At 56.7% G+C, this 12,989-nt stretch carries 8 protein-coding genes, 1 tRNA gene and 1 pseudogene; all 10 read right to left on the bottom strand.

Annotation, left to right across the window (positions count from 1 at the left end; genetic code table 11):
• Positions 1–15: 15 nt before the first annotated feature.
• The 10 genes and pseudogenes from GVK32_RS00850 to GVK32_RS00805 all read right to left on the bottom strand — a co-directional run bounded on the left by GVK32_RS00850 (position 16) and on the right by GVK32_RS00805 (position 12,862).
• A pseudogene (locus GVK32_RS00850) lies at positions 16–808 on the bottom strand (cellulose synthase operon protein YhjQ/BcsQ).
• A gap of 1 nt (position 809) precedes the next feature.
• The gene (locus GVK32_RS00845) at positions 810–1,394 is read right to left on the bottom strand and encodes a cellulose biosynthesis protein BcsO (protein ID WP_159880929.1); all 585 of its coding nucleotides are present in this window, start codon (positions 1,392–1,394) and stop codon (positions 810–812) included.
• 612 nt (positions 1,395–2,006) lie between these two features.
• Positions 2,007–3,020 (bottom strand): dipeptide ABC transporter ATP-binding subunit DppF, encoded by a 1,014-nt coding sequence (gene dppF, locus GVK32_RS00840; protein WP_159864195.1) that lies wholly within the window; start codon positions 3,018–3,020, stop codon positions 2,007–2,009.
• A complete protein-coding gene (gene dppD / locus GVK32_RS00835; protein ID WP_159864192.1) occupies positions 3,017–4,000 on the bottom strand; it encodes a dipeptide ABC transporter ATP-binding protein in 984 nt (327 codons plus the stop codon). Before dppD ends, dppF begins: the two co-directional genes overlap by 4 nt.
• Positions 4,001–4,010: 10 nt before the next feature.
• Complete coding sequence (gene dppC, locus GVK32_RS00830; RefSeq protein WP_095102792.1) at positions 4,011–4,913, bottom strand: dipeptide ABC transporter permease DppC; 903 nt, start codon at positions 4,911–4,913, stop codon at positions 4,011–4,013.
• Positions 4,914–4,922: 9 nt separating this feature from the next.
• Positions 4,923–5,942, bottom strand: coding sequence for a dipeptide ABC transporter permease DppB (gene dppB / locus GVK32_RS00825; protein WP_159864189.1), 1,020 nt, complete (start codon positions 5,940–5,942; stop codon positions 4,923–4,925).
• Between the two features lie 106 nt (positions 5,943–6,048).
• A complete protein-coding gene (gene dppA, locus GVK32_RS00820) occupies positions 6,049–7,656 on the bottom strand; it encodes a dipeptide ABC transporter periplasmic-binding protein DppA (RefSeq protein WP_159864186.1) in 1,608 nt (535 codons plus the stop codon).
• Positions 7,657–9,572: 1,916 nt separating this feature from the next.
• Positions 9,573–9,649 (bottom strand) — tRNA-Pro (locus GVK32_RS00815).
• Positions 9,650–9,730: 81 nt separating this feature from the next.
• Positions 9,731–11,431, bottom strand: a complete 1,701-nt coding sequence (gene eptB, locus GVK32_RS00810; RefSeq protein WP_159864183.1) for a kdo(2)-lipid A phosphoethanolamine 7''-transferase — start codon at positions 11,429–11,431, stop codon at positions 9,731–9,733.
• 228 nt (positions 11,432–11,659) lie between these two features.
• Positions 11,660–12,862, bottom strand: a complete 1,203-nt coding sequence (locus GVK32_RS00805) for an MFS transporter (protein ID WP_123709626.1) — start codon at positions 12,860–12,862, stop codon at positions 11,660–11,662.
• Positions 12,863–12,989: the final 127 nt, after the last annotated feature.

Here is a 12,989-nt window from a genome sequence, read left to right as displayed (position 1 = left end):
CAGCCCTGCAATAAGTTAAAGCCCTGACATGCGAGGCTGGCCGTGCACCGTGCCGTCGCCAATATTGATACCCAACAGCGCAGAGATTTTTTTTGCAATGATTTCAATATCAAAGGCGGCTGCAGAGGATGAGCTAAAGTCGAGAATCGACTTTTGGGAAGCATTTGCCTCTACGACGCTTTCATCACGGTGGATAATGCCCAGCAGGCGGTCGCTCAGCTTCTCCTCCATTAGCGCAACCACGTCGCGACTTACCTGGCGGCGAGTATCGCTCTGGTTTATCACGAAGAAGTGTCCGAGCTTGTGATTGAGCTCACCGCCGGTTAAACGCTGCTTTTCCACATGGGATAGCGTTGACATCGAGGCGGTGTCCGCCAGCAGCGGCACCAGATGCAGGTCAGCCAGCGGCGTTAACGCCGTCAGCGCCGCGGAGGGGCCCGGCGGCAGATCGGCGATAATAATCAGTCCCGGGTAGTTGAGCAGCGCCGACAGCCCGCGCGTCAGGAAATGCGGATCGCTGACGAGCCGTTCGTCAAACGCCTGACGCTGCTTTTCGGTGACGTCGCCATAGGGCAGCACGAAGATATTGCTGCCCGCACTGAGCACGCACTGGCTCCAGTCGTGCAGTTCGAGCGACTTCGCTACGTACCCGCGATCATCGCTAAGCGGGACGCCAAAATGCAGGCGCAGTGCATTCTGAACGTCAAAATCCAGTGCCAGGACTTTGCTACCCGCGCGCGCCAGCGAGTAGGCCAGATTTGCTGCGAGGGTCGTTTTTCCTACGCCGCCTTTTGGAGAACACACGCAAATCAGCGGCATGTCGCAATCCTTTCTAAAAGAGATTTAAGCGGCTGATCTTTATCTTTAGCCGCAGGTGCAGCAACTTTCGTCGCAAATAAATGCGCATAGCCTTCCGCGGCTGTCAGCGGAGCCGGCAGCGGACGAGGCGCAGCGGATGGCGGCAGGCTCATTGCCGGCGCGGGTGCTGTCACCGCTGCAGGGGCGGATATCGGCGCGGCAGCGGGGGGCGCCGGCACCGGCTCCGCTGGGGCAGCGGCCTGGGCAACCGGGGTCGGCGCAACGGCAGCCGGCACGACGACAGGGGCCGCGGGAGGCGGCTCTGGCGTCAGGACCGGCGGAGTTGGCTCGGGAGCGGCCTGGGCTGGCTCAGGCTCAACCCATAGAAACGTATCCGCGGGGACCTGCTGCGGCAGAGGAAGCGATACCGATCCTCCCACTGCCAGCGAGGATTCTTTTTCCCCAGGCGCAAGCTGATTGAGAATGACCCAATCTCCCTGTTCCCGAGCGGCTGATTGTGATGAAAGGTCCCTGAAATGAAGACTTTGTGTACGAGTCTTTTCCTTGAAGCGCTGCAAATCATCATAATGGTTCATAGATAACCCCATGATTTCAAATTCATTATATTTTAACTGTTTTTATTTAGACCCTATACTTCCAGAGCATAGTGTATTTTATTGTTTTTCATAAAGTTAAGTTGATCAGGACGATCGGCTATGCAACGGCTTTTATCTGGATATGGGTTAGAGTGGCTTTAATGCACTGATAGTTATGTGGCTACCCTATCAGTTCTTATCTGAAATGATAGCTCCATTTTTTAGGAGGTATCTTAAGGCGCAGTTCATATTCACCTCATCAATGAAAATAACCAGTTTTTTATTCCGGACTTCAATCTACGATAAGCATAATAAGCATCAAATTGACGCTGAATTATATATTTTAGACTTTTTATATACTCTAAATAATTCAAGTTGCAGGACGGCGGCAAGGGAGTGAATCCCGATGAGCTTACACCAGTAAGTGATTCGGGTGAGCGAACGTAGCCAACACACATGCAACTTGAAGTATGACGAGTATAGATCTCTATATATAAGTCGAATGACTGATTCTTCTAAGAGCAGAGGGCGCCTTTTTCGGCGCAAAAAAAAGGGGAAGCAGAGCAATATGCCGCTGCCGAAAGCATTCGTCCTTCGGCAGCAGCGGGGTCATTACACGGGGCGTTTTTCCTGGTTTTCGTCCTGGTCAACGGCAAAGCAGGCCACCAGCTGACCGCCGTACTCCTTCAGTTGCGGCTGCAGCTGGGTGCACGGGCCGAAGCGACGGCGGCAGCGGGCGTTAAACGCGCAGCCCGGCGGCGGATTCAGCGGGCTTGGCAGCTCGCCGGTCAGCTTAATGCGCTCCCGGCGATCGTCCGGATTCAGACGCGGGGTGGCCGACAGCAGCGCCTGGGTGTACGGATGCTGCGGGTTGCTGAAGATCTGCTCTTTCGAACCTTTCTCTACGCAGCGCCCGAGATACATCACCATCACCTCATCGGCGATGTGCTCAACAACCGACAGATCGTGGGAGATAAACACATACGACAGCCCCATATCCTGCTGCAGGTCCATCATCAGGTTCAGCACCTGCGCACGCACCGACACGTCCAGCGCGGAGACCGGCTCATCGGCAATCACCACGTCCGGGTCGAGCATCAAACCACGGGCGATAGCAATACGCTGACGCTGGCCACCGGAGAACATATGCGGATAGCGATCGTAGTGCTCGGTTTTCAGCCCCACTTTCGCCATCATCGCCAGCGCTTTCTCGCGCCGCTCCGCCTTGTTCAGCGACGTGTTGATCTGCAGCGGCTCTTCCAGAATCTGCCCCACCTTTTTACGCGGGTTCAGCGAACCGTACGGGTTCTGGAACACAATCTGGATTTTCTGCCGACGCAGGCTCTGCGCCTGCGGATCGTGCTTCAGCAGATCCTGTCCCTGGTAGTACAGCTCGCCGCCGGTAGGGATTTCAATCATCGTCAGCAGGCGGCCGAGGGTTGATTTCCCGCAGCCTGACTCCCCTACCACCGCCAGCGTTTTGCCGCGTTCGAGGGTAAAAGAGACGCCGTCCAGCGCCTTGACCAGCCTTTCAGGGGAAAATATCCCCTTCTTCACCGGGTAGTATTTTTTCAGATCGATGGCCTGCAACAGGAGCTGTTGCGCGGTGGCCTGTTCGGTACTCATAGGGTTGGCCTCCCGGCATCATCGAGTGGGAAGTGGCATTTGGACTGACGCCCGTGGTCCACCAGGTTCAGTTCTGGCTCTTCGCTGCGGCAACGGTCCGTGGCATACGGGCAGCGCGGATTGAGCAGGCAGCCGTTCGGGCGGTCATATTTCCCCGGAACCACGCCCGGCAGCGACGCCAGACGCGCCTTATCCTGGGCAAACTCCGGCAGCGCGCGCAGTAGCGCCTGGGTATACGGATGGCGCGGCGCGCGGAAGATATCCTCCGCGTCGCCGGCTTCCACAACCTGACCGGCGTACATCACGATAATTTTGTGCGCCGCTTCGGCCACCAGCGCCAGATCGTGAGTAATCAGGACCAGCGCCATATTCTCTTTCTGCTGCAAATCCAGCAGCAGCTCGATGATCTGCGCCTGGATGGTGACATCCAGCGCGGTGGTTGGCTCATCGGCAATCAGCAGCTTGGGCTGACAGGCAATCGCCATCGCAATCATTACGCGCTGGCTCATCCCGCCGGAGAGCTGGTGCGGATAGACGTCGAGGCGCGATGCCGGATCGGGAATGCCCACCAGCGTCAGCAGGTCAATCGCCCGCTGAACGCGCGTTTTTTTATTGCCGCCCTGGTGCACCTTGATGGCTTCCATAATCTGGTAGCCCACGGTATAGCACGGGTTAAGGCTGGTCATCGGGTCCTGGAAGATCATCGCCACTTCGGCACCCACCAGCTGGCGGCGCTCTTTCTCGGAGATGCGCTTCAGATCGCGACCGTTAAACTCCAGCTTGTCCGCCATCACCCGGCCAGGGTAATCAATCAGCCCCATAATCGCCAGCGAGCTCACCGATTTACCGGAGCCGGATTCACCGACAATGCCCACCACTTCACCCTGATTTACGCTGTAGCTCACGCGGTCTACGGCGCGGAACGGCGTCCCTTCGTCGCCGAAGTGCACCGATAATTTATCAACATTCAATAACGCCATCTCGAACCTCTTACTGCTTCAGTTTGGGATCGAGCGCGTCACGCAGACCGTCGCCCATCAGGTTAAATGCCAGCACCGTCAGCAGGATCGCGACACCCGGGAAGGTGACGACCCACCAGGCGCTCTGCGCGAACTGCAGCACATCGGAGAGCATGGTGCCCCACTCCGGTGTCGGCGGCTGCGCACCCATGCCAAGGAAGCCAAGAGCGGCCATGTCGAGAATGGCGTTAGAGAAGCCCAGCGAGGCCTGAACAATCAGCGGCGCCAGGCAGTTAGGCAGAATATTGACGAACATCTGACGCAGCGCTCCCGCCCCCGCCACGCGCGAAGCGGTGACGTAGTCGCGGTTCACCTCAACCATCACCGCCGCACGGGTCAGACGCACGTAGTGCGGCAGGGCGACAAAGGTGAGCGCCAGGGAAGCGTTAACAATCGACGGGCCGAAGATAGCCACCAGCACCAGCGCCAGCAGCAGGCTAGGCAGCGCCAGCATGATGTCGACGATGCGCATGATGACGGAATCAGCCACCCCGCCAAAATAGCCCGCCACCAGGCCAAGCACCACGCCGAGGATCAGCGACAGCACCACCACCAGGCAGCCGACCAGCAGCGACAGGCGCGCGCCGTACATCAGGCGCGACAGGATATCGCGGCCCACGTCGTCGGTCCCCAGCAGGTGGGCGAAGCTCCCGCCTTCCTGCCAGGCCGGCGGCGCCAGCAGCACGTCGCGGAACTGGTCTGCCGGGTTATACGGCGCCAGGAAATTGGCAAATACGGCGATGATAATCATGATCGCCACGTACACCAGGCCGACAACCGCGCCCTTATTGCGTTTGAAATAGTGCCAGAACTCCTGCAGCGGGGTCATTGGCACCGGTGCGGCGACAACTTTATTTTCAGTAACTTGTGACATGATGGCCCCTTACTTCCTATGCCGAATACGCGGGTTCACCACGCCGTACAGCAGATCGACCAGCAGGTTGACGAGGATAATCATCGTCGCTACCAGCAGAACGCCGCCCTGCACTACCGGATAATCGCGGCGCTGCAGCGCGTCGATGAGCCAGCGCCCTAAGCCGGGCCAGGAGAAGATAGTTTCAGTCAGAATGGCGCCCGCCAACAGCGTGCCCACCTGCAGACCGATGACCGTGACAACCGGCAGCAACGCGTTACGCAGCGCGTGGACCACAATGACGCGCATCCGGGTCAGCCCTTTGGCGCGCGCGGTGCGGATATAGTCCTCACCCAGCACTTCCAGCATCGATGAACGGGTCATACGCACAATCACCGCCAGCGGAATGGTGCCCAGCACCACGGCGGGCAGAATCATATGCATCACGGCATCGATAAAGTCGCCCGGCTCGCCCCAGATAGCGGTGTCGATCAGCATGAAGCCGGTCAGCGGCAGGGTATCGTCAAGGAATACGGTATCGCTGATACGCCCGGAGACCGGCGTCAGGTTAAGCTGCACCGAGACCAGCATAATCAGCATCATGCCCCACCAAAAGATAGGCATGGAATAGCCGGTCAGCGCGAGGCCAACGGAGGTGTGATCGAAGATAGAACCGCGTTTTACTGCAGCCAGTACGCCAACCGGAATACCGACGACGACGGCGAAAATCATCGCGCAGACGCCCAGCTCCATCGTGGCCTTAAAGCGCGGCACAAACTCTTCCCATACCGGAATACGGCTTTTCAGCGAGATGCCTAAATCGCCGTGCAGCACGCCCCAGATATAGTGGACATACTGCTGCCACATCGGCTTATCGAGGCCCATTTCGGCCAGCAGCTGAGCGTGACGTTCAGGGGAAATACCACGTTCGCCCGCCATAATCATCACCGGGTCACCGGGGATCATATGCACAAAGGCAAAGGTGAGAAGGGTAATACCGATAAATGTCGGGATGACAAGTCCCAAACGTCGGAGGATGAACTGCAACATAACCCGGATTCTCTATAGTGACGCTCTGCCTGGTGACAGGACGTCTGCATTGCTCACAATTGTCAATTCCCTCTCCCGGGAAGGGAGAGGGGGACCACACTGTTTATTATTCGATTGAGACGTTTTCGAAGTGGTGTTTGCCTAACGGATCGACCACGTAGCCTTTGACTTCTTTACGCACCGGCTCAAATACGGTGGAGTGAGCGATAATCAGCGCCGGAGCCTGATCGTGCATCACTACCTGGGCCTGTTTGTAGAGTTCAATACGCTTGTTATGGTCGTCGGTTGCGCGAGCCGGCTGAATCAGATCTTCAAACGGCTTGTAGCACCAGCGGGAGTAGTTGGAGCCGTCTTTCGCCGCCGCGCAGCTGAACAGGGTCGCGAAGAAGTTATCCGGATCCCCGTTATCACCGGTCCAGCCCATCATCACGGTCTGATGCTCGCCCGCTTTCGCGCGCTTGAGGTATTCGCCCCACTCGTAGGTCACGATCTTGGCCTGGACGCCAACTTTGGCCCAGTCGGCCTGAATCATCTCAGCCATACGGCGCGCGTTCGGGTTGTACGGACGCTGTACCGGCATTGCCCACAGGTCGATGGTGAAGCCTTTTTCCATGCCGGCTTCTTTCAGCAGCGCTTTCGCTTTTTCCGGATCGTAGCTGTAGTCTTTAACGTCGTCGTTATAGCCCCACATGGTCGGCGGAATCAGGTTCTTCGCCGCCTGGCCTGCGCCCTGGTAAACGGCTTTAATGATCGCTTCTTTGTTGACCGCATAGGTCAGAGCCTGGCGGACTTTGACATTATCCAGCGGCTTCTTCTCGGTATTGAACGAGAGGTAGCCGACGTTCAGACCCGGCTGCTCCAGCAGGGTAAGGTTTTTATCTTCTTTCATGCGCGCGATGTCAGCCGGGTTCGGGTACGGCATGATCTGGCACTCATTTTTCTGCAGCTTCGCGTAGCGCACGGAGGCATCAGGCGTGATAGAGAAGACCAGGCGGTCGATCTTCGGCTTGGTGCCCCAGTAGCCCGGGAACGCTTTGTAGAGGATGCGCGAATCTTTCTGGTACTGCAGCAGCTGGAACGGGCCGGTACCAATCGGGTTGAGGTCCACTTTTTCCGGCGAGCCGGCTTTCAGCATGTTGTCAGCATACTCTTTTGACAGAATAGAGGCGAAGTCCATCGCCAGGTCGGCGAGGAACGGAGATTCAGGACGGGTCAGCACGAACTGGACGGTATTGTCGTCCACTTTCTTCACTTCGCTAATCAGGTCCGGCAGGCCCATACCTTCGAAGTATTCATAGCTGCCGCCAGAGACTTTATGGTACGGGTTTTGCGCGTTTTTCTGACGATCGAATGAGAACACGACGTCATCGGCATTGAAGTCGCGGGTAGGTTTAAAGTCTTTATTGTCCTGCCATTTCACGCCTTTACGCAGGTGGAAGGTATAGGTTTTACCGTCCTCGCTCACTTCCCATTTTTCAGCCAGGCCCGGAATAACTTCGGTGCTCCCGGTTTTGAATTCCACCAGGCGGTTATAAATTGGCACCGAGCTGGCGTCATAGGTGGTACCAGAGGTGAATAGCTGTGGGTTAAAGCCTTCCGGCGAACCTTCAGAACAGTAAACCAGGGTCTTAGCTTGTACGCTTGCGGCAACGGTCAGAGCGACCAGGCTCAGGCCAAGCTTCAGCATCCCTGACTTTTTCAAGGAAATACTCATTATTCTGCTCCAGATGTGATGTTGTTTGCATATTTCCGCCAGACCTTTATTTATTTTTTACCCGGTCTGGTCGGTTGTGCCCGAGGGCGCTGAGAGAGATGGGGATTCCTTTCACAAAAACGACTGAGTTGCAGTGCGGATTCTCCATGAAATGCCCCTCATGCCCTACAATCTGTCAACAGAATGGGGAAACGTCAATACAGCCAACCTGGTTTTACATCCGGGGTGAGAAACCGCAGGCAAAGATTAAAAAAACTCCATGAGGCTATTTTCAGCAGAGAAATTTATGCTACCGGCAATGAACCAGCACAAACGCCTTAATACCTTTCAAAATGTAGTGATAAGCAATTCTGGCAAATGGCCAAAATTTCTTACTATGTGACCAATATGTGAGCGATTAATAGCGCGAACGTTAAAACGCACAGCGGAAAATGCTGCCGTTATCCATAAGCTTCGCGAAAAAAGATCGGTTCATATATAAAAAAATACAATGGAAGATGTCACAAAACGATAAACAGGCGGGTAGAAACGGGGATCAGCGCCTTTTTGCCGAGTCGGCTGGAATAGCGCACCCGCCATGCCCGCCCAACGCGCATAGTACCGACCCTCCCTTACTCCGCCATGCAGAGCGTTCTGTGAAGAAAAGGCGTGCAGCGGGGCCCTGACTCCCCGCTGAAATCGGCGAACCGGAGACCGGAAGACAAGGGCTGGCCGCCAGGGATGGCGGCAAGAGGCGAATCGAGACAGGAGCGAGCCCCTGAAATGGGCGAGCAGGTCGAGTTGAGCCGACCGCAGGCTGCTGGCCGGGAGGTGAGCGCAGTGCGCAGCACCGATTTCCGTGCGGGACCGCGGGGATCGTTAAGGGGAAGACGGTTATCTTCCCCTTAACCCGGTCACCTGGCACCGAGGCCGCATATTCTGCCAGACGTCCGGTGAACGGAACGCTACTGAACTGACAAGCATCTACATCAGCTACGGACGTAAAAAAGCCCGTTCAAAGCGCCTCATGCCGTTCAGTTAAGCGACCCATCGCCTCATACCTTCATCTCATCCCCTCACCTACCCTCCGCGATGCTGAGCGTACAGTGAAGAAAAGGCGTCCAGCGGGGCCCTGACTCCCCGCTGAAATCGGCGAACCGGAGACCGGAAGACAAGGGCTGGCCGCCAGGGATGGCGGCAAGAGGCGAATCGAGACAGGAGCGAGCCCCTGAAATGGGCGAGCAGGTCGAGTTGAGCCGACCGCAGGCTGCAGGCCGGGAGGTGAGCGCAGTGCGCAGCACCGATTTCCGTGCGGGACCGCGGGGATCGTTAAGGGGAAGACGGTTATCTTCCCCTTAACCCGGTCACCTGGCAGCGGGACGGCATGTTCTGCCAGACGTCCGGTGAACGGAACGCTACTGAACTGACAAGCATCTACATCAGCCACGGACGTAAAAAAGCCCGTTCAAAGCGCCTCATGCCGTTCAGTTAAGCGACCCATCGCCTCATACCTTCATCTCATCCCCTCACCTACCCTCCGCGATGCTGAGCGTACAGTGAAGAAAAGGCGTGCAGCGGGGCCCTGACTCCCCGCTGAAATCGGCGAACCGGAGACCGGAAGACAAGGGCTGGCCGCCAGGGATGGCGGCAAGAGGCGAATCGAGACAGGAGCGAGCCCCTGAAATGGGCGGGCAGGTCGAGTTGAGCCGACCGCAGGCTGCAGGCCGGGAGGTGAGCGCAGTGCGCAGCACCGATTTCCGTGCGGGACCGCGGGGATCGTTAAGGGGAAGACGGTTATCTTCCCCTTAACCCGGTCACCTGGCAGCGGGACGGCATGTTCTGCCAGACGTCCGGTGAACGGAACGCTACTGAACTGACAAGCATCTACATCAGCCACGGACGTAAAAAAACCCGCTCTAAGAGCGGGCTTTTAAATTTGGTCGGTGATAGAGGATTCGAACCTCCGACCCCTTCGTCCCGAACGAAGTGCGCTACCAGGCTGCGCCAATCACCGAATGCGGGCGCATCTTACTGCTGAGACCCACACCCGTCAATGCCTTATTATGAAAAAATCACTCAAGCGGCGAGAAACTCATCACTCTTGCGACTCCTTCACCGCTTTGCTCGCACCGGGAACGCGGCACCAGTTGTTATTCTCGTTAATCCCGCCGTCCGGCGAGGTGTAGCCGAGACAACCCATAATGGTATCGTACAGCTCAACGTGACGACGCGGGACCTTCATCTCCGCCTGCTGCTTGAGTCGGGCAAAGGAGGCCGCATGGTCGGGCGCTTCCAGATACTTATCCGACATCCACACCATCATCGGCACGCGGAACTGCTCCGGCGGCGCCATCTTGCGCGGCGTCCCGTGCAGGTGCTCGTGCTCGTTGATCGACTCACCGTGATCGGCGGCATAGAAGACAATCGCTTTCTTATCGCGCAGCTGATCCAGCACGCTAACAATAAAGTGGTCGACATAGCTCACGCTATTATCGTAGGAGTTAATCAGCTCTGCTTTCGAACATTTGCTGTCCACGCCAACGCACTCCGGCTTCCACTGGGCGAAGCTGCGCGGGTAGCGCTGGGTATAGTTAAAGTGCGAACCCTTGGTATGCAGAATAATCAGGTGCTTGCCGCGGGTGTTCTTCACCATCGAGCGCTTCACCTCATCGATAAGCAACATGTCATCAACGCTCTTACCGCGGTTACGCGGCTCGGCGCCAATCTGCTCGCGATAGGCAATGGTGTTCGCCATCGTATTGCTGTAGAACCACATCTCGCTCTGCATGGCGTAGAGATCGCCGGTGAAGCCCAGCTGGTGCAGAACGGAAAATACGTTTTGCTCTTTCAGCGTACGCTGAGGGTTATCTTCCGCCCCGCCTTCGCGAACGAACATGCAGCGCAGAGAGAGCTTGGTCGCGGTATCGCAGGAGTAGCCACGGAAGGCCACGAGATTTTTCTCCTGGGCCAGCTTCGGCGTGGTGTTGCGGCTATAGCCCAGAATCCCCATGTGATCCCAACGGGTCGTTTCGCCGATGATAAACACCACGTAAGTATCATCCAGCCCCTGCGGCGCAACGTAGGTGAATTTCTTCACCGGATTAATCAGGGAGCCGTTATCGGAGGATTCATCGACCTGCGCCCAGGCGTACAGCCCCAGCGAGGAGAGCCAGTTCGAGGGCAAATAGGAGTTAGCAATCACCCCACCGTAGCTCGGCATATCCACTTCTGAATTCCGCTCCACGTTCTTCTGGCGAACCTCAAGCAGACGAATCGGTCCCCAGACCATCAGCCCTGCCAGCAGCACAATGGCAATATTCTTCACCCGCTGGCCCGGCGTGCGGATCTGCCGCAACAGGGTATCGCGGCAGCGGTTATTCCAGATAAACAGCAGCGGCGGCGCGCTAACCAGCACCAGCCAAAGAATCAAATGCCAGCCGATCACTTCCTGAGAAAGATCGATATCCGTGGTCATCACCGAGGCAATAATACCGTAGCCAATGACCACGTTGAGGAAGGTCATATAGTAGCTGGCGGCGGCGGAGAACAGCACCACCAGAGTGGCTAATATTCGCCATAACCGCCGTCCCGTCAGCGACAGAATACGCAGAAGGAAGAAGGTCACCAGCACGGTCGCTACCAGTTCCACAAGCCCGGAAAGTCCTTTCCAGAAGGTAAATTCCTGAGCATAACCGTCGAAACGACGGATAAAAACGGCAACGTTCATAAACCAGCCGATGTACAGCGCCAGCCATATACTGAGCGTCTGCTGCGTCATCGTTCTAATATATTTCATGCAAGAAAACCTGGAAAAAGATGAGATAGAACCCCCTCACTTACGCGATATAAGCGAGCAGGTTAATAGAGTGCGTTAAGGTTGGTTATGAGAAACCTCTACAAAGCGCGGTAAGTAGACCACAGAGGAAGGGAAAAGTATCAGGAGGGAATGTGATCCGACCAAATATTTACAAAATATCTGGTCGGATTGGCATTATTAGCTTAGTTAATTGATAGTCCGTCGCCGTCAGGCGTGTGCAGCGCTGTATACTTCGTTTTTTGGCTGACGAATCGTCGTGGAAAGCGCCAGAGAAAGAATCAGCAGCGCGAAGATCACGCAGAAGGTGACGTAGAATCCGCCGAACAGGGACGCAATCAGCGACCCGCAGATGCTGCCGATACCGAAGCCCAGATAAATCACCCCGTAGTTTTTCGCCAGGTTGTTCAGGCCGAAGAATTCGCTGATCAGGGACGGGAACACGGTGATCGTACCGCCGAAGTTAAAGGCCACGCAGGCAATCGCGGCAAAGAAGGTCACGGCATTCAGCGGGGCGAACAGCAGCGCCGCCATACCGACCAGCGAAACAACCTGACCGATAGTGATTACGCGGATGCGGGAAATTTTATCCGACAGGATCCCCAGCACCAGGCGTCCGCTGAGGTTAGCGATAGAGATAATGGTCACCGCATTCGCCGCCGTCGCCACGTCCAGGTGCACCATCCCCTGCGCAATATCCTTCGCCACGCCGATAACGTACAGGCCGCTCATGCAGGCGGTCAGGAACATCACCGCGAGCATCCAGTACTGCGGTTTACGCATCGACTGCGCCAGCGTGAAGTCATTCTCCACCACCCCATTGCGGGTGCTGGCGGTGTGGTTCGGCGCATCTTTCATCAGCGTGGCGCCAAAAACAATCATCACCAGCACAATCGCGCCCCAGATGATAAAGGTCTTCTCCAGCCCGACGGTGGCCAGCAGATGGCTATCAATAAATTTAAACCCGAGGCTGCCGAGGCCGTAGGCGCCGATGGAGAAGGCGGAAATCAGCCCTTTACGCTCGGGGAACCACTTCACGCAGTTGGAGAGCGTCAGCAGATAGCCGGCGCCGTCGGCCAGGCCCACCAGCAGACCGGCGCTCAGCCACAGCATCATCAGGCTGTTGGCGTGGGCGGTGAGGAAAAAGCCGAGCCCGAGCAGCACGCCGGATGCCATCGTCACGCGTTTTACGCCAAAGCGTTCCTGCAGCTTACCGGCGACGGAGGAAGACAGCGCCAGGCCAAGGCTCAGCAGGCCAAAGGAGAACGCCACCTGGCTTACCGGCTCGTCCAGCTTTGCGGAAAGAGAACTATTGAACAAACTCCAGGTATAAACCGATCCCAGCGCGAACTGCGTCACGATCGTGCCGAACAGCGTGAGCCAGCGGGTATATTGAGTAGTGGTAGCGTTCATGGCAGATGTCCTGAAATATTAACTGCCGCCACAATAGCGAAGTCCCCAGAAGCCCTGGGGAGAAAAGGCATGAAATGCCGTCAGCAGGGAATGAAATGCATAAATGCCGGAATGAATGACATGGCGA

The organism is Klebsiella sp. 18074 (genome assembly GCF_902705905.1).
Classification (GTDB): Bacteria; Pseudomonadota; Gammaproteobacteria; order Enterobacterales; family Enterobacteriaceae; genus Klebsiella; species Klebsiella terrigena.
Note: the sequence above shows the minus strand (reverse complement) of the source record. Positions and strands in the feature narration are given on the sequence as shown.